We start from the raw sequence: 21511 nt of genomic DNA, 5'->3' as shown, positions 1-21511 counted from the left end.
CTCTTGCTGCCGGTTACTAGCCTAACCTCTTACCGTTGGAGTCCGAGGGCACCGGGCTGATGCTAGGCAATCTTTTGAGGCTTATTCACAACGATTCGGACAACGGTTGTGGGTTCTTCGAGGAGGTCCTCACCCACGAGCACCACTGACGTCTGGGTGCCGCCAAGCTTGCGGATCACCTTGGCCGCTTTTTCGATTTCCTCACCAGCGCTGCGTCCCTTAATAGCCACCACTTCGCCCTTGCCCGCAAGCAGCGGAATGGTCAGTCCGGCGAGGTTGGTGAGGGCCGAGACGGCGCGCGCCGTGACGACGTCGGCGTTGACCATACCGACAGCCAGCTCTGCGCGGGTGCGCATGATGGTGACGTTGTCGAGCCCAAGGTCGTCCACTACTTCTTGGAGCCAGATCACCCGGCGTTCCAGGGGTTCGATCAGGGTCAGTTCCAGATCAGGCCGCGCAATGGCCAGACAGAGGCCGGGCAGGCCCGCGCCGCTGCCGACGTCGGCCACATGGCTCCCTTCGGCAATCTGGCTCTCGATCACGGCGCAGTTCAGCACGTGGCGGCTCCACAGCCGGGGAATTTCGCGGGGGCCAATCAGTCCCCGCTCCGTCCCTGACGTGGCCAGGTGCTCGACATAGCGCTTCGCCAGGTCCAGGCGGTCCCCGAAGATGGTCTGTGCTGCCTGCAGTTCGGCCGCGGTAATCTCAACCATTAAGCTATCCGGCGGCTTCAGTCTGCGGAAACGACGATATGGCGGTCAGCGCCTTCGCCTTCGGACTCGCTGACGAGCCCCAGGTCAGCAACGGCGTCGTGCACAATTTTCCGCTCGTAGGCGCTCATCGGGGCCAGGGCCACGGTCTCGCCCGAGTCCTTGACGGACGCGACGGCGTCTTCCGCGATCTTCTGCAGCTCGCCAGCCCGCTCCGAGCGATACCCGTTGATGTCCAGCACCAGTCGTGAGCGGTTTTCCGTTGCGGACAGCACAGCCAGACGGGTGAGCTCCTGAAGCGCTTCGAGGACTTCGCCGTCCTTGCCGACCAGACTCTCCAGACCGGCTGCCTCTTCCTCAGCGACGATCGAGATGTAGGTCCGGCCGTTGCGGACTTCGATGTCGATATCGCCGTCAATGTCGGCAATGTCCAGCAGTTCCTCGAGGTAGTCCGCAGCAACATCGCCTTCTTCTTCGAGGCGGCTGGCGGACGTGCCCTTGCCTTCCGAATCTTCGGACCCTGCGTCAGAATCCTGGACGGCGCTCAAAGCGTCATCCTGTTCCTCGGAGGTTTCAGCGGAAATAGCGTGTTCGGTGCTTTCGGCGGACATTACTTCCTCTTCCTGTTCTTACGTTGTGGCTGGACGCGCTGGCTCTTGGCTACCAGAGCTGCGGCAGCGGCGGCTTCGGCGGCTTCGGCTTCGGCCTTCTTGGCGCCCGTCAGCGGCAGGGCCGGCAGACCCTTGGCGGCACGGCGCTCGGCCAGGGCCTTCGCGGCAGGGGATCCCGGCGTCGGCATGCGGCGGATAACGAAGAACTGCTGCGCCATGGTCCAGAGGTTGGTGGTGGTCCAGTAGATCAGGACGCCGATGGGGAAGTTGATGCCACCCACGCCGAAGACGATCGGCAGGACGTAAAGCATCATCTTCTGCTGCTTCATGAACGGGCTGGCCATGGCCTCTTCGGACATGTTCTTGGCCATGATCTGCTTCTGCGTGATGAACTGCGAGGCCGTCATGGCCAGGATCATCACGATCGAGAGGATCCACACCGCCACCACGTTGCCGCCCTCAGGCGTCCCGTGCAGCAGGGTCGCGGAGAGCGGGGCCCCGAAGATGCTCGACTCATCAAACTGCACCACCTGTTCGTGGCTCATCGCCCCGATGCTCTTACCGCTGGTGGCTGCAGTAGTAATGCCGGAGAGGACCTGGAACAGGGCAAAGAAGAACGGCATCTGGATCAGCATGGGGAGGCAGGCCGAGAACGGATTGGTTCCGTGCTTCTTGTACATGGCCATCTGTTCCTGCGCCATGGCCTGGCGGGACAGCTGGTCGGTCTTGCCCTTGTACTTGTCCTGTAGCTTCTTCAGATCAGGCTGCAGGAGCTGCATGCCTCGCTGGGCTTTGATCTGCTTGACGAACACGGGAATCAGGGCGGCCCGGATCACCAGCACCAGTCCAATGATGGACAGCGTCCACGTCCAGCCGTTGGCGGCGGGCATGCCGATGGCGCTCAGGCCATCGTGGAAGACCACCATGATGGCGGACACAAGCCACTTGAACGGAAACATGATTGTTTCAAAGAAGTCCATACGATATCCCTATTCGTCAGGCCGCAGAGCGGCCTTCTCCATCAGTCTGAGCAGCCAGGTACTTGTCCGGGTTGTTCAGCACAACAATTGTGGGGGTGCGGTCCGCGGGCCACTCGCATTTTCCGGCGGGGACATGGTCCACACCACCGGCATTCCAGGGATGGCAACGCAACAGACGCCTGGCCGCCAGCCAGCTTCCTTTGACCGCACCGTGCACCGTAATGGCTTCAAGCGCATAGGCGGAACAGCTGGGGAAAAAGCGGCAAACCTGGCCGTACAGCGGTGAGATCACCTTGCGGTACGCCAGAAGCAACAGGATGAGGATATTGCGGGGCAGGTTCCAGACTGCCCGGCCCAGCCAAACTGCTGCGGATCTTGCAGGGGGGACGACGGCGGCAGTTGAGTTACGCACGCGGGGTCCCTTCCTGTGTTGTCTCGTAAGAAACTGAAGAAGCAGCCTTCGGAAGGCTCCTGCCCAGCCGTTTCATGTTGCTTTCCAAGGCGGCGTCATAGTCTGCCCGCAGTTGGTCCCAGCCGGCACCCGCCGAGGCGGGCAGGGCCCGGACCACGATGGCAAACCCGCTGCCATATTTCTGCAACGACAAAGCACCGACTTCTCTCAGTCTCCTCTTAACGAGGTTCCTTACCACAGCGTTCCCGACACTCTTGGAAACGATGAATCCGATCCGGCTTGGTTCGTCGGCAGCGAGAGCTGCCGTATATAACACTACGTTCCGGCGTCCATTGCGGACACCGGAACGTACAGTTGTTGAAAAATCGGTTGATGTCCTCAGACGGTTGCGGGTGGCCAGCACCTTTACACTCGCACAGGGATGTGGACCGACGAGTCAGTTATTTAGGCCGACAGCTCGGTGCGACCCTTGCCACGACGGGCTGCCAGGATGGCACGGCCGGCACGGGTACGCATACGAAGGCGGAAGCCGTGCTTCTTGGCTCGACGGCGGTTATTCGGCTGAAAAGTCCGCTTGCTCACGTTAGTTACTCCAGTGGGATCAAAGGTGCGCCCACCCGATCAAGGGGAAGAACTGGTCGACGCTAAGTTTTGTATGTGCCGCTTCCCTCGACTCGCAAGACGCGAGGCGTCGGGAGAGATTCAAATGAGGCGAAAAGCGTACACATGGGACTTCACAACGTTAGGGCTTGCCGCCCTCCCGAGTCAAACCGGGGGTCGCGCCGCAGGCTTTCCCCAACTGTGGCTAACTGCCTCCCCAGCCTGTGGATGAAGCACGTCACGCGCCCCGTTTTCGAACTACAACCGTGTGATTATCCACAGGACAGATCCCAGCTATCTTCTGGACTTTTCATCGCCTAGAGTGTCCCAGTAGCCGATTATCCACGGCATGTGCATAACCCTGTGGATTAAGCCGGGGCCAGCGCACTGGTTCGGGACTTGTGGCTGCAGGTAATGCAGGCAAGCAAGTTTGAGGAACTGATTGATGACAGTAGACGAAGCCAACCAAGCCAACACTGTCGGAAGTTCCTGGCGGCGGGTTGTGAGCCTGCTGGAGAACGACCACCGCGTTTCACCGCGGCAGCGTGGCTTCGTCATCCTCGCCCAAGCCCAGGGACTGATCGGTTCCACCCTTCTGGTGGCCGTACCCAATGAACTCACCCGCGAAGTGTTGCAGACGCAGGTGAAGGAGGCCCTCGACGACGCCCTCCGGAACGTGTTCTCCGACGAAATCCGCTGCGCGATCGACGTCGACACCGATCTGGTGCCGCTCCACACAGAGCCGGAACCCGCAGTCGAGCTGTCCCTGGTGGCCGATCCCTCCGTGGAACTGAAGCCCCAGCCGATGCTGCCCAGCACCTCCCACGAGTTCGGCCGCCTCAACCCGAAGTATGTCTTCGACACCTTCGTGATCGGTTCCTCCAACCGGTTCGCCCACGCTGCCGCCGTCGCGGTGGCCGAAGCGCCGGCTAAGGCCTACAACCCGCTGTTCATCTACGGTGATTCGGGTCTGGGCAAGACCCACCTGCTCCATGCGATCGGCCACTACGCCCGCCGGCTCTACAGCGGGATCCGGGTCCGCTACGTGAACTCCGAGGAATTCACCAACGACTTCATCAACTCGATCCGTGACGACGAGGGCACCAGCTTCAAAACGACGTACCGCAACGTCGATGTCCTGTTGATCGATGACATCCAGTTCCTGGCCGGCAAGGACCGGACGCTGGAGGAGTTCTTCCACACCTTCAACGCCCTGCACAACAACAACAAGCAGGTGGTCATCACCTCGGATCAGCCGCCCAAGCTGCTTGCCGGTTTCGAGGACCGCATGAAGTCGCGGTTTGAGTGGGGCCTGCTGACCGATATCCAGCCGCCGGAACTCGAGACCCGGATCGCGATCCTCCGGAAGAAGGCCCTCAGCGAGGGTCTGTCCGCGCCGGACGATGCCCTGGAATACATCGCCTCGAAAATCTCCAGCAACATCCGCGAACTCGAGGGCGCACTCATCCGGGTGACGGCCTTCGCCAGCCTCAACCGCCAGCCGGTCGATGTTGCCCTCGCCGAGATGGTGCTCAAGGACCTCATCACCGATGACGGAGCCCAGGAGATCACCTCCGCGCAGATCCTCACGCAGACTGCCGACTACTTCAAGCTCAGCATGGAAGAGCTCTGCAGTAAGTCGCGGACCAGGACACTGGTGACCGCCCGGCAGATCGCCATGTACCTGTGCCGCGAGCTCACGGACATGTCCCTTCCCAAGATCGGGCAGGAACTCGGCGGCCGCGACCATACGACGGTCATCCACGCGGACCGGAAGATCCGCGAACTGATGGCGGAACGCCGTGTGATCTACAACCAGGTCACCGAGCTGACCAACCGGATCAAGCAGCAGCAGCGCAATTCCTGAGCTGGTTCCTGGCCTGACCGGTCGCGCACTCTTACCTTATTAACAGGCACCTGTGGACAAGCCTGTGGATAGTTAAGGGGACAACCGCGGTTAATGGGCTTAAAACCCTTAAGGCGTCTGTGGATCAGCGGAACGGCCAAAAATGTTATCCCCATCCACACCCTGTTTAAAACCTGCTCCGCCCACAGCCCATGAACAGGGCTTAACCGCGGAATCACACCGCCAAACGGGGTTATCCACAGTATCCACAGCAGTTATTAACACTACTAATCCCTAGAAAATGAAATTCCCTCAAATAACAACTTCCCGCCGGACTCCGCACACAGCCCAGGACCGTCCCGGCCCCGGCCGGAAACGGGCGCCGGGCGGGCCCGGCCGAACCACACGGATGTAACCCGGGGATGGGAGAATCACACTTCTTGCGGCTAAGCTGTCTGCAGTGTGTCCGTCCTGGACATCTTTTGTGATTCCCCGCCGGGCCAGCGGCCCGGCTACCAGCGATGACAGCAGCAATGAAAGGCGGCACCCTTCCGTGAAGTTCAGAGTCGAACGGGACGTCCTGGCAGAAGCCGTGACCTGGACCGCCCGGTCGTTGTCTCCGCGGCCGCCAGTACCCGTACTTTCCGGCCTGCTCCTCAAGGCTGAAGCCGGTACCGTCAGCCTTTCGAGCTTCGACTACGAGACCTCCGCCAGGCTCGAAATACCTGCAGACATCACCACCGAAGGCACCATCCTGGTTTCCGGACGCCTGCTGGCAGACATCTGCCGCAGCCTGCCCTCCGCACCGGTCGAAATCGAGACCGACGGCAACAAAGTCACCTTGACCTGCCGCCGCAGCAGCTTCCACCTCGCCACCATGCCGGAAGCCGAATACCCGCCGCTTCCCGCTCTGCCTCCCATCAGCGGAACCGTCCAGGGCGATTCCTTCGCCCAGGCTGTCTCCCAGGTGATCATCGCGGCGAGCAAGGACGACACCCTGCCCATCCTCACCGGCGTACGAATGGAGATCGAGGACGACCTCATCACCCTCCTGGCCACGGACCGGTACCGGCTGGCCATGCGCGAGGTCCCGTGGAAGCCCGTCACTCCGGGCATCTCCACCAGCGCACTGGTGAAGGCCAAAACCCTCAACGAGGTCGCCAAGACCCTGGGCGGCAGCGGCGACATCAACCTGGCCCTCGCCGATGACGACAGCCGGCTCATCGGGTTCGAAAGCGGCGGCCGCACCACCACGTCCCTGCTGGTCGACGGCGACTACCCCAAGATCCGCTCACTGTTCCCCGAATCCACACCGATCCACGCCACCGTGCAGACCTCGGAACTCGTCGAGGCCGTCCGCCGCGTCTCGCTCGTCGCGGAGCGCAACACCCCGGTCCGGCTCGCCTTCACCCAGGGCCAGCTGCACCTCGACGCTGGAACCGGCGAAGACGCCCAGGCGTCGGAAGAACTCGAGGCGCAGCTCACCGGCGAGGACATCACCGTCGCCTTCAATCCGCACTACCTGATCGAAGGCCTGAGTGTCATCGAAACCAAGTTCGTGCGGTTCTCCTTCACCAGCGCGCCCAAACCGGCGATGATCACGGCACAGAACGACGCCGACGGCGAGGATCAGGGCGACTACCGTTACCTGGTTATGCCGGTCCGGCTGCCCAACTAGCCTGCAGCTGAGGCCGTTTGAGGTTCAAAACGGCCTTAACTGCCAGCCAGTGGGCTGACGTCACCACCCGAAACACCCCAGCGCAGAAAAGAGATCATCTCAGTGCACATCGGACTGATCGGCCTTGGAAAAATGGGTTTCAACATGCGCGAACGGCTGCGCAAGGGTGGACTCGAAGTCACCGGGTTTGACCGCAACCCGGAGATCACCGACGTCGCGACCCTGGACGAACTCATCGCCGCCGTACCGGCGCCCCGCCTGATCTGGGTAATGGTCCCCTCCGGCGATATCACCGATGCCGTCATCACCGACCTTGGTGACCGACTCGACGCCGGAGACCTGGTGATCGACGGCGGCAACTCCCGTTTCACCGAGGACCAGAAACACGGCGCCGCGCTGGCGGAAAAGGACATCCGGTTCGCCGACTGCGGTGTCTCCGGCGGCGTGTGGGGCCTGCAAAACGGCTACGGCCTGATGGCCGGCGGGGACGCAGCGGATATTGAACGTGCGATGCCCGTTTTCGATGCCCTCCGTCCCGAGGGCGACCGCGCCGACAGTTTCGTCCACGTCGGCGGGATCGGCGCCGGCCACTACGCCAAGATGGTCCACAATGGCATCGAGTACGGACTCATGCAGGCCTATGCGGAAGGCTATGAACTCCTCGCAGCCAAGGACATCGTCACCGATCTGCCCGGCACGTTCCGCGCCTGGCAAAAGGGAACGGTCGTCCGGTCCTGGCTTCTGGACCTCATGGTCAAGGCCCTGGACGAGGATCCGGGGCTGGCCTCGATTGACGACTACGTCGAGGATTCCGGTGAGGGACGCTGGACGGTGGAAGAGGCAATCGCCAACGCCGTGCCCGCCCCGGCCATCACGGCAGCGCTTTTTGCCCGCTTCTCCTCGCGCGAGGACAACTCACCGGCGATGAAGATGGTTTCCGCGCTGCGCCACCAGTTCGGCGGGCATGCGACCCGTCCGGCCAAATAGTCCTGCCCTGAAATACTGAATCCGGCGTGTACCTAGAACAACTTTCGCTCACCGATTTCCGCAGTTACGCCCAGGTTGAACTGACCTTCGAGCCCGGCGTGACGGTTCTGGTCGGCTCAAACGGCATCGGCAAGACCAACCTCATGGAAGCCGTCGGCTACCTGGCGACGCTCAGTTCCCACCGGGTCAGCTCGGACGCCCCGCTGCTGCGTTTCGGCACGGAGCGGGCCATGATCCGCGCCAAACTGGTCCGCGGCGAGCAGTCGACGGTGCTCGAACTCGAAATAAACAGTTCACGCGCCAACCGCGCCAGGATCAACCGCAGCAACCCGGTCCGGGCCCGGGACATCCTGGGCATTTGCCAGACCGTGCTGTTTGCCCCGGAGGATCTCGCCCTGGTCAAAGGCGATCCGTCCAGCCGGCGCCGCTTCCTCGATGAGCTCCTGGTCAGCCTCGTTCCCCGGCACGCGGCCACCCGGAGCGACTACGACCGGGTGCTGAAGCAGCGCAATGCGCTGCTGAAATCCGCCCGCGCCGGCAAATTCACGAGCGGACATGAGGCCACCCTGGATGTCTGGGACCAGCACATGGCGCGGGCGGGAGCCGAACTGTTGCATGCGCGGCTTGAACTGGTGGAACGGCTCCGCCCCCACCTCAACAACGCCTACGCGCAGCTCACCGATGGGTCCAAGAACGCGGGGGCCATCTACCGCTCCACGCTGCAGGGGGCCTTGGAGGACGACGGCGCCGCGGCGCCGTCCGCTGCCTTCCCCGCTGCCGCCGGAGAAGCGGCAGGTCCGGCCGAGGACCTGCGCCAGCTTTCCGTGGACGAACTCACCGAACGCTACGTCCAGGCCTTCGCCTCGTCACGGCGCAAGGAACTGGAAAGGGGGATCTCCCTCGTCGGACCGCACCGCGACGAACTGGAACTCACCCTCGGCACGGCCCCTGCGAAGGGGTACGCCTCGCACGGCGAAACCTGGTCAATGTGCCTGTCCCTGCGTCTGGCCTCGTACTACGTGATGCTCGATGATGCCCGCACCGGCGGGTCCGCCCCCATCCTGATCCTGGACGACGTCTTTGCCGAGCTTGACGTCCAGCGGCGGCGTAAACTGGCGGCAATAGTATCCGGCGCGGAACAGGTGCTGGTGACTGCCGCCGTCGACGATGACATCCCGGTGGAACTGGCCGGCCGGCGGGTGAGAGTTGTACCCGGAGGAATCGATGAGCGGGAAGATCGATGAATAAGGATACCGACGGAGGCCTGCAGCCGGGCCGCGATCCCGACGATATCGATGCTGCCCAGTCAGCACTGAACCGGATGCGCGAGGCGGCAGCGGCCCGGGGGGAAATCCGGCGCAAAGGCCCGCCACGCCCCGGCACCACCCCGCAAAAGCCTGGCCGCGGTACCGGCGGCACCCGCGGATTCGGACAGTTCCACGGCACCGGAAGGGACCCGATGGGGCTCGGCAAAGTGGTTGGCCGGCTCGTCGCGGAGCGCGGCTGGAGCTCACCGGTGGCAGTTGGTTCGGTGATGGCCGAGTGGGCAACTCTGGTGGGACCGGAAATATCCGCGCACTGCACGCCGGAGAGTTTTACCGACACCACCCTCCACGTCCGCTGTGATTCCACCGCCTGGGCCACTCAGCTTCGCCTGCTCAGCATCAGCCTGCTGGAGAAGTTCCGCACGGAACTCGGCGACGGAGTCGTGACGAAGATCCAGGTCCTCGGACCTGCGGCGCCGAGCTGGCGTAAGGGCGGCCGAACCGTCAACGGACGCGGCCCGCGGGATACTTACGGATAACTCCGGATAATTCCGGACACCTCCGGCGGCCCGCGGCGCACCGGATCTGAAGCACTCCTTGCAAAACTCTTGAAAAATCCGCAAACGGCGTGTAGGGCGCTCGGACGCCCGGCAGCCGTATAGGAACCCTAGTCCGGTACTCCTGGGGCCTTGCAGGTGGAGTCTGCGGCCTCCCAGCGGCACTTTCCTTCCCGTTTGAGCCCCTAGAATGCGGGTTTCGTCCCTATAACACGGTAGAATCGTGGAAGATAACTGGGCGCCGGTGAAACGTTGACTGAGTCCGTTTCCGACGCAACATCCGCGTGCGGTAGACGGATCCTCGAGCCAGCAGCACCACCGGTGTGGTCAGTGACGTGCCCGTTGGCAGAAGCTGTTTCCCCTGGGAAGTGGCATCGGCCGGCCTATAACGAAAAAGAGGAGTCGAAAGCGCCTGTGGCTAACGACAATGCAGAGATCCCGGCCGTGGAACCAGTAGTTGCTGAAGCGGCGGACACCGCGCCGGAGTCCGCAACTCCCCACGGCTACGGCGCCAGCGACATCACGGTGCTCGAAGGCCTGGAAGCCGTCCGGAAACGTCCCGGCATGTACATCGGTTCCACGGGACCGCGTGGTTTGCACCACCTGGTCTATGAAGTGGTGGACAACTCGGTCGATGAGGCCTTGGCCGGATACTGCACCCACATCGAAATCGTTTTGCAGGCCGACGGCGGGGTCAAGGTGGTCGACAACGGCCGCGGCATCCCGGTCGACATGCACCCGACGGAGCACAAACCCACCGTGGAGGTCGTGATGACCATCCTGCACGCCGGCGGCAAATTCGGCGGCGGCGGTTACGCCGTGTCCGGCGGCCTGCACGGCGTGGGTATCTCCGTGGTCAACGCGCTCTCGAGCCGGGTCGACACCGAGGTCCGCCGGCAGGGCCACGTCTGGCGGATGTCGTTCGCCGACGGCGGCAAGCCGCAGGGCGGCCTGGTCAAGGGTGAGGAGACCACCGAAACCGGCACCACCCAGACGTTCTACCCCGATGCCGGCATCTTCGAAGTGACGGATTTCGATTTCGAAACGCTGCGCGCCCGCTTCCAGCAGATGGCCTTCCTGAACAAGGGCCTGCGCATCACGCTCACCGATGAAAGGCAGGCGACCCAGGAACCGTCCGACGACGGGGACCTGGATCTCGACGTCGTCCAGACCGAAGGCGAAGTCCCTGCCGAGTTCCACACCGTGGTTTACCAGTACGACAACGGGCTGCTGGACTACGTGCAGCACCTGAACTCCGGCAAGAAGGTTGATGTGGTCCACGAGGACGTCATCGCCTTCGAAACCGAGGACACGGAACGGCACATTGCCCTGGAAATGGCGATGCAGTGGACGAACGCGTACTCCGAGAGCGTCCACACGTACGCCAACACCATCAATACCCACGAGGGCGGCACCCACGAAGAGGGCTTCCGCGCCGCGATGACCTCGCTCATCAACCGCTATGCGCGGGAAAAGAGCATCATCAAGGAAAAGGATGACAACCTCACCGGTGATGACATCCGCGAAGGCCTAACGGCCGTTATTTCGGTCAAGCTGGCCGAACCGCAGTTCGAGGGCCAGACCAAGACGAAGCTCGGCAACTCCGAGGTGAAGGGCTTCGTCCAGCGCGTCGTCACCGATGGATTGGGCGACTGGCTCGAGCGCAATCCGGGCCCGGCCCGGGACGTCATCCGCAAGGCCATCTCCGCAGCCCAGGCCCGGATGGCCGCGCGCAAAGCCCGCGACAACGCACGCCGCAAGAGCCCGCTGGAGTCCTTCGGTATGCCCGGAAAACTCTCGGACTGTTCCTCCAAGAACCCGGAAAAGTGCGAGGTCTACATCGTGGAGGGCGACTCCGCAGGCGGTTCCGCCAAGCGGGGCCGCAACCCGGAAACCCAGGCCATTCTTCCGCTGCGCGGAAAAATCCTGAACGTGGAGCGGGCCCGGTTGGACAAGGCCTTGGGCAACGCCGAAGTCCAGTCCATGATTACCGCGTTCGGCACGGGTATCGGTGAGGACTTCGACCTCAGCAAGCTGCGCTACCACAAGATCGTCCTGATGGCTGATGCCGACGTCGACGGCCAGCACATCACCACTCTCCTGATGACCCTGCTGTTCCGCTACATGCGCCCGCTTATCGAAAACGGATATGTCTATCTTGCGCAGCCGCCGCTCTACCGGATTAAGTGGTCCAACGCCCCGCACGACTACGTGTACAGCGACCGCGAACGCGATGCGCGGCTGCTGTCCGGCCAGGCCGCCGGCCGCCGCATTCCCAAGGACAACGGCATCCAGCGCTACAAGGGCCTCGGCGAAATGGACTACACAGAGCTGTGGGACACCACCATGGACCCGGAGCACCGCACCCTGCTGCAAGTCACCATGGACGACGCTCTGGCCGCGGACCAGACCTTCTCCACCCTGATGGGGGAGGACGTGGAATCGCGTCGTAACTTCATTCAGCAGAACGCCAAGGACGTTCGGTTCCTGGACATCTAACGGCCGCTTGAGCCCCAGATATTCCCGGACTGATATATACCTGAAACGGAAAATATAGACTATGAGTGACGAAACACCAGAAGTTCCGGCCGGCCCGGCCGATGATGAGGCCGCCATCGAAGGCACTGTCCCTGACACCGATGTGCTGACCGACCGCGTCGAACAGGTTGACCTGCAGACGGAAATGCAGCGGTCTTACCTCGACTACGCGATGGCCGTGATTGTGGGACGTGCCCTGCCGGACGTCCGCGACGGCCTCAAGCCGGTCCACCGCCGGGTGCTTTACGCGATGTTCGACGGCGGCTACCGCCCGGAGCGCTCCTTCAACAAGTGCGCCCGCGTGGTGGGCGAGGTCATGGGCCAGTACCACCCGCATGGCGACACCGCCATCTACGACGCGCTGGTACGCCTGATTCAGGACTGGACCATGCGCTATCCGCTGGCGCTGGGCCAGGGCAACTTCGGTTCTCCCGGCAACGACGGCGCCGCAGCACCGCGGTACACCGAAACGAAGATGGCCCCGCTCGCCATGGAGATGGTCCGCGACATCGACGAGGAAACCGTCGATTTCCAGGACAACTATGACGGCAAGAACCAGGAACCCACCATCCTGCCCGCCCGCTTCCCGAACCTGTTGGTCAACGGATCCTCGGGGATCGCCGTCGGCATGGCCACCAACATTCCGCCGCACAACCTCCGCGAGGTTGCCGACGGTGTCCAGTGGTACCTGGCCAACCCGACGGCAACGCGCGAGGAACTGCTCGAAGAGCTGATCGTGCGCATCAAGGGACCGGATTTCCCGACCGGCGCCACCATCCTGGGCCACAAGGGCATCGAGGACGCCTACCGCACGGGCCGAGGCTCGATCACCATGCGTGCCGTGGTCAACGTCGAGGAACTCCAGGGCCGCACCTGCCTCGTGGTCACCGAACTGCCCTACCAGGCCAACCCGGACAACCTGGCCATCAAGATTGCCGAACTGGTCAAGGACGGCAAGATCTCCGGCATCGCCGACCTGCGCGACGAAACCTCGGGACGCACCGGCCAGCGGCTGGTGATCGTGCTCAAGCGCGACGCCGTGGCCAAGGTGGTGCTGAACAACCTCTACAAGCACACCCAGCTGCAGGACAACTTCGCCGCCAACATGCTGGCCATCGTTGACGGTGTTCCCCGCACGCTGAGCCTCGATGCCTTTATCCGGCACTGGGTTACGCACCAGATGGACGTCATTGCCCGCCGCACCCGGTACCGGCTGCGGAAGGCGGAGGAGGAAGCGCACATCCTGCGGGCCCTTCTCAAGGCGCTGGATGCGCTCGATGAGGTAATTGCCCTGATCCGTGCGTCGAACACCACCGAAGCGGCCCGCGACGGGCTGATGGAGCTTCTGGACATCGACGACGTGCAGGCCCGGGCCATCCTGGACATGCAGCTGCGCCGCCTTGCGGCCCTGGAACGCCAGAAGATCCAGGACAAGCATGCCGAACTCGAGGCCATGATCACCGAGTACAACTCGATCCTGGCCTCCGAGGAGCGCCAGCGTGAAATCATCAGCACCGAGCTGGCCGAGATTGTCGCCAAGCACGGCGATGACCGCCGCACCAAGGTCCTGCTGGGCTACGACGGCGACATGTCCATCGAGGATCTGATCCCCGAAGAGGAAATGGTCGTCACCATTACCCGCGGCGGTTACGTCAAGCGCACCCGCAGCGACAACTACCGCTCGCAGCAGCGTGGCGGCAAGGGTATCAAAGGCGCGCAGCTGCGCGGCGACGACGTCGTGGAACACTTCTTCGTCACCACCACCCACCACTGGCTGTTGTTCTTCACCAACCTGGGCCGGGTCTACCGCGCCAAGGCGTACGAGCTCGTGGAAGCCGGCCGCGACGCCAAGGGCCAGCACGTGGCAAACCTGATGGCGTTCCAGCCGGACGAACACATCGCCCAAGTGCTGGACCTGCGCGACTACCAGCACGCCCCGTACCTGGTGCTCGCCACCAAGCGCGGCCTGGTCAAGAAGACCCGCCTGGAGGACTACGACACCAACCGGTCCGCGGGCGTCATCGCGATCAACCTGCGCGACGGCGATGAGCTCGTCTCGGCCCAGCTGGTGTCCGAAACCGATGACCTCATGCTGGTGTCCCGCAAGGGCCAGTCGATCCGCTTCACAGCCACGGACGAGGCACTGCGCCCTATGGGCCGGGCAACGTCGGGCGTGACCGGCATGAAGTTCCGTGAGGACGACGAATTGCTGGCGGCCGACGTCGTGCAGGACGGATCGTTTGTCTTCATAGTCACCGAGGGCGGCTTCGCCAAGCGGACCGCGGTGGAGGAATACCGCCTCCAGGGACGCGGCGGCCTGGGCATCAAGGTCGGCAAGTACCAGGAGGAACGCGGCCATCTCGTCGGCGCCCTGATCGTCAACGAGGAAGACGAAGTCCTGGTGGTGATGGAAGGAGGCAAGGTGGTGCGTTCCTCGGTGACCGGGGTCCCCGCCAAGGGCCGCGACACCATGGGAGTGATTTTTGCCAAGCCGGACAAGAACGACCGCATCATCGCGGTGGCCCGGAACAGCGAACGCGGCCTCGAGACCGACGACGGTGCTGAAAGCGATGGCGCCGAAAGTGAGGCATCGGCGCCGGATGACGTAACGTTGGCTGGAGATACCGGATCACATGAGGGGTCCGCAGCGGAAGAATCAGCACCGGCCCCGGAGTCAGATGAGTCATCAGGCAATGCCGAGCTGGACGAAGACAACACCGGAGGTAACGCGTGAGTAATTCCGACTCATATCCCAAGACGAACAGCGGCATTCCCGGCGGAGTGCGGCAGCCAGCTGCCGCACCGCGGGTGAGTGCCCCGTCCCGTCCCGAACAGCGTCCCGGCGGGGCCAACGGCACGGCCCAGCGGCCACAGGCGCCAGGGCAGCGTCCGGCACAGGGACGCCCGGCGGCTCCGGGACAGCGTCCGGCCGCATCGGGACAGAACACGTCCGGGCTGATCAAGCCGGCGCCCAAAGCCAAGGTCCGCCGCGCCCGCCTGCTGGTGAGCAAGGTTGATCCCTGGTCAGTCCTGAAGATGGCCTTCCTGCTGTCCGTGGCACTGGGCATCGTGACCGTCGTGGCCGCGATCGTGCTGTGGACGGTTCTGGATCTGACCGGCATCTTCGATCAGGTCGACGGCCTTTTGGGGACCCTGGCCGGCTCCGAAGGCGGTGGCTTCGAATTGAAGAAGGTCGCCTCGCTTGGACAGGTGGCCTCCTTCGCCACCATCATCGCGGTCATCAACGTCGTCCTGCTGACGGCCCTGTCGATGCTCTCGGCAGTGCTGTACAACATCTCAGCCACCCTGGTAGGCGGCATCGGCGTCACCCTGACAGACGACTAATCCCATGTTTTTCCCGGAATTTTCCCGGGGAAATGCCTCGATTTGAGATCGGGCCGGGATGTGCTGTAAAGTCATATCTCGGCCCGATGAGGCATCGGGGCGTATAGCTCAGGCGGTTAGAGCGCTTCGCTGATAACGAAGAGGTCCCAGGTTCAAGTCCTGGTACGCCCACGGAATCTGTACAGATTCAAGTGGAGGTTCGGTTGATATTTATTTATCGAAGAGCCGGAACGGGGTGCATGTGAAGAAGTTGCTCGTTGTTGCAGCTACGATCGCAGGTGTCCTGCTCTACAAGAAAGTGCAGGAATCCGAAGCCCGGAAAACGGTCTGGAGCGAGTCAACCGATACGGTCGACTAGCCCGGATTCCCCGGATCGGGAGCTGGAAAACAGCTCGCCGAACTAGGGTATGATTGTCGGGTTGCTTCTTATGGGGGCATGGCGCAATTGGTAGCGCACCTGCTTTGCAAGCAGGGGGTTCGGGGTTCGAGTCCCCGTGCCTCCACCATAGGAAAGGCCCCGGATCGCGGAAACGCGGTCCGGGGCCTTTTGCATTCCCGGGAACATCCGGTCCGGTACCTGCCCTGGCACCTGCCCGCCGGCTTCACTCCTTGGGTTTGGCGTAGTCGTCCATGCCCTGCCAGTCAATGAACACATATGGCTCGTCACCGACAACCCACGCGTCGTGCCCCGGCGGGATATAACCGAAGTCACCCGGGCCGAACTCATTCTCCTCGCCGTCATCCATGACGACCTTCAGGCGGCCCGAGACGGTGTACCCCTTATGAGCAAACTGGCAGCTCTCCGTTTGCGCGATCGGCTTGACGTGCTGCGACCATTTCCAGCCGGGCAGGAAGGTGGCCCGCCCCACCGCGCCGGCGTCGAGATTGACCAACTCCACCTGGCCCATTCCGTCTTTCACGGGCCGTGTCTCTTCCGGACTGTCCAGGCTCTTGCGAATCATTGCGGCCATAATGGTCTCCTTTGTGGATGGAGGTGAGACCGGATTTAAGACTGTCACCGCGGTAATTGGCCGTCAAGAACCCATGCGATCGTTGAGCGGCCACTGGTCCCCACTACTGTTGGACCGTGAACTTCTTCCTTGCGGCCCTGGGCGTCCTCGGTGTGGCCTCATCCGGGCCGCTCATTGCCGCGACCCTCGGGGCAACGTCGGTCAGTGCCCTGGCAATCGCCTTTTGGCGCAACGCGATCGGGTCCGTGGTCATGGCCGGTCCCGTGTTGGTCCGGGATCCCCGGCAGCTCCGGCGGGTCACCGGCCGGGAATTCCGCTGGTCACTGGCGGCCGCGGTCGCCTTGGCGCTGCACTTTGCCTGCTTTATCACCTCGCTGCAGTTGACCTCTGTCGCGGCAGCTACCGCGCTGGTCTGTCTGCAGTCCGGCTGGATCGCCATCTTCCAGATGTTCCGGGGCGTCAAACACCGCTGGCCGGTGCTGGTGGGGCTGGGCATTGCCTTCGGCGGCGTCATTGCGATTACGGGGTTCGACATGGGTACCTCACCGGAAGCGCTGCTGGGTGACCTCCTGGCGGTGGCAGGAGGGGCCCTGGCGGGCATCTACACCCTGGCCGGCGGCCAGGCACGCCAGACCATGAGCACGGGCGTCTACACGACGCTCTGCTACGGAATGTGTGCGGCCGTCGTCGCCGTGCTGGCACTGCTTTCACAGCAGCCCCTTGGCGGGTTCGAAGCCGCCGGCTGGTTCGGCATCCTGGCAATCACGGTGTGCGCGCAGCTGATTGGGCATACGGCCTTCAACCACCTGCTCGCCACGATGAGCCCGCTGCTGGTATCGATGATCATCCTGCTGGAGATTCCCGGTGCCGCGCTGCTCGCGGCTGCGTTCCTGTCCGAAACCCTGCCGGCCGGCACCTATGCCGGGCTGGCGATGATCCTGGTGGGGCTCGCCGTCGTCGTGGTGGGTCAGCGGGGTTCCCGCTCGGCCCGTCGGACTGCAGCGCCGCTGGCGGAGCTTGGGACGGACTGACGACGAAGGCCTGCGGCGCTAGGCGCTACTGGCCGCCGCGGCGGGCAGTCTGGGCCGTGTTCACCGTGTGGATCGCGCGCAGCAGCTTCGCCGGGAAGTACACCGAGAAGAAGACCACCATAGGAGCCTTGAGCGCCATTTTCTTAACGTTGTGGGCCTTGTACGTGCGGTCGAAGCGTGTCACGTAATAGCGGTAGTCGCGGGGTGAGTCTTCGAGCCGGCGTGCGGACATTCCGGAGACCATTTGCGGCCAGTACTGGATCCGGAGGTCATGGTCGGCCAGGTGCAGGGACAAATCGATGTCCTCGTGCATTTCGTCCTTTTCGTCCCGGCACACTTCGGCCCGGATGACCTCCCACGCGGGCCGGCGGAGGGCCATGTTGGACCCAAAAAGGAAGTGGTACTGGTGTTTAGCCAGCCGGAGCATCAGTTGGCGCATTTTGTCGTCGGCCTTCAGGCCGAAGCGCCGCATCGGCATATCGTAGTAGACAACCGGCCCGGTCGCGGCGTGGACTGCCTCGTCCCGGAAAGCTTTCTGCACCTGTTCCACCCAGTCCGGTTCCAGCACCGAATCAGCGTCGATCCGGCCCAGGATGTCCCCCGTGGCGTGGTCCAAGCCGAAGTTGCGGGTGGGGATCAAGCCCTGGACCAGGTCCTGGCTGAGCAGGATGATGGCGCTCTCCGGATACTCCAGCTGCATTTGCCGGACGATATCGGCGGTGCGGTCCTTCGACATGTTGTCGACGACGATGATCTCGTGTGCCGGGACAGACTGGTACACGGCGGCAATGAGACACTGCCGGATAACACTCTCCTCGTTGTACGCCGGGATGACGATAGAGACAGCTGGTGTCTGCACAGCATCGTGTAAGGCATCCTCAGAGGATTTTTCGGGTGACATCCCCACAAATTTAGCACCAACGGAAATTTTCCCGCCCGGCGCCGGGCAGGGTCAGGCTACGAACTGGTAAATTTCGGGGCACAAAAAGGGAGGAATCCCGCCCCTGGCGGAATCCCTCCCTCGACGGCTTCCCGAAGGAAACCTGGACGCTCTCTAGGCGCCGGTGTTCTTGTCCGAACCGTTGTTCCGGCTGGCGGCGATGTTCCGGACCGCGGTCTTCGCATCGGTGGCAACCTTGGCGGAGGCGTCCTTGATGTCCTCGACGGCGTCCTCCGCCGCATGCTTAGCCGTGTCAGCTGCCTCATCGGTGGACTTGGCGAGATCACCCGAAACATCCGCGACGGCGTCCGCTGCGGCGACCGTTGCCGCGCCGGCCTTGCCGGCAGCTTCCTTAACGGAATCCTTGACCTCGTTGACGGTGGTGGCCGGAACGGGGGCGGGCGTCACGGGAGCCGGGGTCTTCCAGGGATCCTCGACCGGCTTGGAAGCCTTCCATGCGGCAGCCGCGGCGGCAGCAGCCGCGGCGATGATGCCGAAGATCAGCCACCCGCGGTGCTTGGACTTCTGCGGCTTTGCTGCCTCGATGTTGACGGCCTTGCCAGCCTTTTTCGCAGCAACTTTGACGTGGCTGCCAGCGGTCTTCGCCTGCTCCTGGACGGCGTGGATGATCCCTGCGTCACTGAGCTTCTGCGCAACGGCGTCGACGTGGGCCGGAGCGCCCTCAAGCGTGCGGTGCACGGCGTCGGACGCCTGGCCGATCTGGGTCGAGAGCTTCGGCAGGTATTCAACGACCACCCGGTCACGGGCGTTGGCGATCACCGGGGTTGCCTTGTCCAGCGCTTCGTGCAGGCGCGGGGTGGCGCCCTCGACGGCGTCGTTGATTTTTGGTGCGAGGTGGGCGAGCCCGTCCTGGAGGCGCGGGGTTACCGTCGCGACGCTGTCGGCGAGGTTGTAGGCCGCCGACTTGAGCCCCTCCTGGATCTTGGGAGAAGCGGTATCCAGGCCCTGCTGCAGACGCGGAACGGCCCAGTTGACTGCTGCCTCAACCCGCGGGCTTGCCCAGTCCTTGGCGTTCTCTACCCCTGTGCTGACCGAGTACTCCAGCTCACGGGCAATACGATCCGTTTTCTTCACAACTACCTCCCGATTAATGTGACGGTTCTGCTGTTAGCCTACGTGTCCGGGACCCCACCGGCTATTCTTCAGGCCGATTTTGGGCGGATTTCACCCAGCGCGGAACTGGCGGGCGGGCCCTGTGCGCACTGGCGTGCCATGGAAGAATAGGCCTATGACTGCCATCGCAACCGCAAAAGCAACCATCCACACGAGCATGGGCGACATTGTCGTCAACCTCTTCGGCAACCACGCCCCCAAGACCGTCGACAACTTCGTCGGCCTGGCCACGGGCGAGAAGGCCTGGACCCACCCGGAGTCCGGCGAGGACAAGACCGGGACGCCGCTGTATGACGGCACCATCTTCCACCGCATCATCAAGGACTTCATGATCCAGGCGGGCGATCCCCTGGGCCGTGGCGTGGGCGGACCGGGCTACAAGTTCGACGACGAGATCCACCCGGAACTGACCTTCAACGAACCGTACAAACTGGCCATGGCGAACGCCGGCATCCAGATGGGCCGCGGCACCAACGGCTCGCAGTTCTTCATCACCACCATTCCCACCGGCTGGCTGCAGGGCAAGCACAGCATCTTCGGCGAAGTGGCGGACGATGACTCCAAGAAGGTCGTTGACGCCATTGAAGGTGTCCGCACCGGAATGGGCGACCGCCCGGTCGAGGACGTCACCATCAAGAGCATCAGCGTAGAAAAGCTCTAACCCCAGCGCATGAGCTACGGAATTCCGGCGGCAGAGCCGTCCGCGCAGATCCCGGTGTGCCCCCGGCACCCGGACCGGCCCGCCTATGTGCGTTGCCAGCGGTGCGGGCGCCCTGCGTGCCCCGACTGCCAGCGGGCGGCCGCCGTCGGATTCCAGTGCGTTGACTGTGTCAACGAAACAAAACGTACGACGCCGGACGTCAAGACCGTCTACGGCGGCACCGTGACCACCGGCAAGCCCGTGGTCACCTATACCCTCATCGCCCTCTGTGCCCTGGTCTTTGTTTTCCAGTGGCTGATTCCCAACGACGGGATCTACCAAAACCTGGCCTTTGCCACGGTCTATGCCTCCCCGGAGTACGGGGTCTTCGAACCCTGGCGGATGGTGACGTCGGCTTTCCTGCATTCCCAGGGTTTCATCCTCCACATCGTGCTCAACATGTACATGCTGTGGATGTTTGGCCAGGCGCTTGAGCCGCTCCTGGGACGAATCCGTTTCCTCGCGGTGTATTTGCTGTCGGCCCTCGGCGGATCAGTCGGCTACCTCCTGTTGACGCCTGCGTACGTCCCGGGCCAGCCGCTGAGCGGTGTTGTAGGAGCTTCGGGCGCTATCTTCGGGCTTTTCGGTGCCATGCTGGTGGTCCAGCGGCGCCGCGGCGGCGATACCCGGCAGCTCTGGGTGCTGATCATTATTAATGGCGTCATCGGCTTCGTGGTGCCATCGATCGCCTGGCAGGCCCACCTTGGTGGTGCGGTCACAGGTGCACTGTGTGCGGCCGTCCTGGCCTACACGCCCCGCGGACCGCGTCAGGGCCTGCTGCAGGCCGGCGGCCTGGTGCTGGTTTTGGTCCTGCTGATCGCAGTCTCGGCCCTCCGCGTCGCCAGCACCTGACCCTGCGACCTTCCCTACCGGCGCCCCGCCGCTCGTGGCACCTTAAGGTCCTTCGCTGGCGCCGCTGACCACGGGACCCTTCCGTGCGGGCACCAGGCCCTCGTGGGCACTTCCCCATCCGTTCCCCGCCCCCGTTACGACGTTCCTGCCCAGTTGCTCGCTGTTTGAAGACGCGGCAGCTTGTGAGAACCCCGGAATGCCGCAGATACCCCGGCGTGAGGGTGGAAGCAACTGGGCTGGAGCGTCGGGCCGGGGCAGACTCGCGGGGCCTCCTCCAGACGCCTAAAGGCCCGGGCGCGCCGCGGGCGAAACCGTTACCCACAGCCATTGCCTGTTATCCACAGCACATCGTGC

The 21511-nt window shown here is 63.4% G+C and carries 21 protein-coding genes and 2 tRNA genes; 14 read left to right on the top strand and 9 right to left on the bottom strand.

Annotation, left to right across the window (positions count from 1 at the left end; translation table 11 throughout):
- Nucleotides 1–62: 62 nt before the first annotated feature.
- Genes rsmG through rpmH form a run of 6 tightly spaced genes read right to left on the bottom strand, consistent with a single transcriptional unit; the run spans nucleotide 63 to nucleotide 3295 of the window.
- Nucleotides 63–713, bottom strand: coding sequence for a 16S rRNA (guanine(527)-N(7))-methyltransferase RsmG (rsmG, locus tag ASE96_RS08610; RefSeq protein WP_056428750.1), 651 nt, complete (start codon nucleotides 711–713; stop codon nucleotides 63–65).
- A 17-nt stretch (nucleotides 714–730) separates the two neighbouring features.
- Nucleotides 731–1321, bottom strand: a complete 591-nt coding sequence (locus tag ASE96_RS08605; protein ID WP_056428747.1) for a Jag family protein — start codon at nucleotides 1319–1321, stop codon at nucleotides 731–733.
- On the bottom strand, nucleotides 1321–2301 hold the full coding sequence (gene yidC / locus ASE96_RS08600; RefSeq protein ID WP_056428744.1) for a membrane protein insertase YidC: 981 nt from the start codon (nucleotides 2299–2301) through the stop codon (nucleotides 1321–1323). The genes ASE96_RS08605 and yidC overlap by 1 nt, the downstream gene beginning before the upstream one ends.
- A gap of 16 nt (nucleotides 2302–2317) precedes the next feature.
- Nucleotides 2318–2713: a membrane protein insertion efficiency factor YidD gene (gene yidD, locus ASE96_RS08595; RefSeq protein ID WP_056428743.1), complete on the bottom strand. Its 396-nt coding sequence runs from the start codon at nucleotides 2711–2713 to the stop codon at nucleotides 2318–2320.
- A complete protein-coding gene (rnpA, locus tag ASE96_RS18795; protein ID WP_082492643.1) occupies nucleotides 2706–3116 on the bottom strand; it encodes a ribonuclease P protein component in 411 nt (136 codons plus the stop codon). The genes yidD and rnpA overlap by 8 nt, the downstream gene beginning before the upstream one ends.
- A 41-nt stretch (nucleotides 3117–3157) precedes the next feature.
- Entirely contained in the window at nucleotides 3158–3295 is a 138-nt protein-coding gene (gene rpmH / locus ASE96_RS18790; RefSeq protein ID WP_003800212.1) for a 50S ribosomal protein L34, read from the bottom strand.
- A gap of 463 nt (nucleotides 3296–3758) precedes the next feature.
- Between rpmH and dnaA the strand changes: the two genes are divergently transcribed.
- From dnaA to ASE96_RS08545, 11 genes are all read left to right on the top strand, one after another.
- Nucleotides 3759–5180: a chromosomal replication initiator protein DnaA gene (gene dnaA, locus ASE96_RS08590; protein WP_056428740.1), complete on the top strand. Its 1422-nt coding sequence runs from the start codon at nucleotides 3759–3761 to the stop codon at nucleotides 5178–5180.
- Between the two features lie 532 nt (nucleotides 5181–5712).
- A complete protein-coding gene (dnaN, locus tag ASE96_RS08585) occupies nucleotides 5713–6837 on the top strand; it encodes a DNA polymerase III subunit beta (protein ID WP_056428737.1) in 1125 nt (374 codons plus the stop codon).
- Between the two features lie 102 nt (nucleotides 6838–6939).
- Nucleotides 6940–7824 carry a phosphogluconate dehydrogenase (NAD(+)-dependent, decarboxylating) gene (gene gnd / locus ASE96_RS08580; RefSeq protein WP_056428735.1) on the top strand — a complete coding sequence of 295 codons (885 nt, stop codon included), beginning with the start codon at nucleotides 6940–6942 and terminating at the stop codon, nucleotides 7822–7824.
- 26 nt (nucleotides 7825–7850) lie between these two features.
- Nucleotides 7851–9068, top strand: a complete 1218-nt coding sequence (recF, locus tag ASE96_RS08575; RefSeq protein WP_056428732.1) for a DNA replication/repair protein RecF — start codon at nucleotides 7851–7853, stop codon at nucleotides 9066–9068.
- Nucleotides 9065–9628, top strand: a complete 564-nt coding sequence (locus ASE96_RS08570; protein WP_056428729.1) for a DUF721 domain-containing protein — start codon at nucleotides 9065–9067, stop codon at nucleotides 9626–9628. The genes recF and ASE96_RS08570 overlap by 4 nt, the downstream gene beginning before the upstream one ends.
- A gap of 432 nt (nucleotides 9629–10060) precedes the next feature.
- A complete protein-coding gene (gene gyrB / locus ASE96_RS08565) occupies nucleotides 10061–12145 on the top strand; it encodes a DNA topoisomerase (ATP-hydrolyzing) subunit B (RefSeq protein WP_056428724.1) in 2085 nt (694 codons plus the stop codon).
- Between the two features lie 61 nt (nucleotides 12146–12206).
- On the top strand, nucleotides 12207–14918 hold the full coding sequence (gene gyrA / locus ASE96_RS08560; protein ID WP_056428721.1) for a DNA gyrase subunit A: 2712 nt from the start codon (nucleotides 12207–12209) through the stop codon (nucleotides 14916–14918).
- A complete protein-coding gene (locus tag ASE96_RS08555; protein WP_056428719.1) occupies nucleotides 14915–15529 on the top strand; it encodes a DUF3566 domain-containing protein in 615 nt (204 codons plus the stop codon). Before gyrA ends, ASE96_RS08555 begins: the two co-directional genes overlap by 4 nt.
- Before the next feature lie 97 nt (nucleotides 15530–15626).
- Nucleotides 15627–15700: transfer RNA gene (locus tag ASE96_RS08550), tRNA-Ile, on the top strand.
- A gap of 64 nt (nucleotides 15701–15764) precedes the next feature.
- Nucleotides 15765–15887, top strand: a complete 123-nt coding sequence (locus tag ASE96_RS19540) for a DLW-39 family protein (RefSeq protein WP_442853887.1) — start codon at nucleotides 15765–15767, stop codon at nucleotides 15885–15887.
- A 72-nt stretch (nucleotides 15888–15959) separates the two neighbouring features.
- Nucleotides 15960–16035, top strand: a tRNA-Ala gene (locus ASE96_RS08545).
- 96 nt (nucleotides 16036–16131) lie between these two features.
- Here the strand turns inward: ASE96_RS08545 and ASE96_RS08540 are convergent.
- On the bottom strand, nucleotides 16132–16500 hold the full coding sequence (locus ASE96_RS08540) for a cupin domain-containing protein (protein WP_056428716.1): 369 nt from the start codon (nucleotides 16498–16500) through the stop codon (nucleotides 16132–16134).
- A 116-nt stretch (nucleotides 16501–16616) separates the two neighbouring features.
- Here ASE96_RS08540 and ASE96_RS08535 point away from each other — a divergent pair, with 116 nt between their 5' ends.
- Nucleotides 16617–17531 carry a DMT family transporter gene (locus ASE96_RS08535; RefSeq protein WP_056428713.1) on the top strand — a complete coding sequence of 305 codons (915 nt, stop codon included), beginning with the start codon at nucleotides 16617–16619 and terminating at the stop codon, nucleotides 17529–17531.
- 25 nt (nucleotides 17532–17556) lie between these two features.
- On the opposite strand, the gene ASE96_RS08530 is transcribed toward ASE96_RS08535, so the two are convergent.
- Both ASE96_RS08530 and ASE96_RS08525 read right to left on the bottom strand, forming a co-directional pair.
- Nucleotides 17557–18432, bottom strand: coding sequence for a glycosyltransferase (locus tag ASE96_RS08530; protein ID WP_056428710.1), 876 nt, complete (start codon nucleotides 18430–18432; stop codon nucleotides 17557–17559).
- 153 nt (nucleotides 18433–18585) lie between these two features.
- Nucleotides 18586–19566, bottom strand: a complete 981-nt coding sequence (locus ASE96_RS08525; protein ID WP_056428709.1) for a hypothetical protein — start codon at nucleotides 19564–19566, stop codon at nucleotides 18586–18588.
- Between the two features lie 154 nt (nucleotides 19567–19720).
- Between ASE96_RS08525 and ASE96_RS08520 the strand changes: the two genes are divergently transcribed.
- Together ASE96_RS08520 and ASE96_RS08515 are read left to right on the top strand one after the other, a co-directional pair.
- On the top strand, nucleotides 19721–20266 hold the full coding sequence (locus ASE96_RS08520) for a peptidylprolyl isomerase (RefSeq protein WP_056428705.1): 546 nt from the start codon (nucleotides 19721–19723) through the stop codon (nucleotides 20264–20266).
- Between the two features lie 9 nt (nucleotides 20267–20275).
- Nucleotides 20276–21157 carry a rhomboid family intramembrane serine protease gene (locus ASE96_RS08515; RefSeq protein WP_056428703.1) on the top strand — a complete coding sequence of 294 codons (882 nt, stop codon included), beginning with the start codon at nucleotides 20276–20278 and terminating at the stop codon, nucleotides 21155–21157.
- Nucleotides 21158–21511 lie beyond the last annotated feature (354 nt).

Source organism: Arthrobacter sp. Leaf69, assembly GCF_001422645.1.
GTDB lineage: Bacteria > Actinomycetota > Actinomycetes > Actinomycetales > Micrococcaceae > Arthrobacter.
Note: the sequence above shows the minus strand (reverse complement) of the source record. Positions and strands in the feature narration are given on the sequence as shown.

Coding starts and splice junctions, on each gene's coding strand:
- rsmG (WP_056428750.1), bottom strand. CDS start 713: ATGGTTGAGATTACCGCGGCCGAACTGCAGGCAGCACAGACCATCTTC.
- ASE96_RS08605 (WP_056428747.1), bottom strand. CDS start 1,321: ATGTCCGCCGAAAGCACCGAACACGCTATTTCCGCTGAAACCTCCGAG.
- yidC (WP_056428744.1), bottom strand. CDS start 2,301: ATGGACTTCTTTGAAACAATCATGTTTCCGTTCAAGTGGCTTGTGTCC.
- dnaA (WP_056428740.1), top strand. CDS start 3,759: ATGACAGTAGACGAAGCCAACCAAGCCAACACTGTCGGAAGTTCCTGG.
- ASE96_RS08570 (WP_056428729.1), top strand. CDS start 9,065: ATGAATAAGGATACCGACGGAGGCCTGCAGCCGGGCCGCGATCCCGAC.
- gyrA (WP_056428721.1), top strand. CDS start 12,207: ATGAGTGACGAAACACCAGAAGTTCCGGCCGGCCCGGCCGATGATGAG.
- ASE96_RS08540 (WP_056428716.1), bottom strand. CDS start 16,500: ATGGCCGCAATGATTCGCAAGAGCCTGGACAGTCCGGAAGAGACACGG.
- ASE96_RS08530 (WP_056428710.1), bottom strand. CDS start 18,432: ATGTCACCCGAAAAATCCTCTGAGGATGCCTTACACGATGCTGTGCAG.
- ASE96_RS08520 (WP_056428705.1), top strand. CDS start 19,721: ATGACTGCCATCGCAACCGCAAAAGCAACCATCCACACGAGCATGGGC.
- ASE96_RS08515 (WP_056428703.1), top strand. CDS start 20,276: ATGAGCTACGGAATTCCGGCGGCAGAGCCGTCCGCGCAGATCCCGGTG.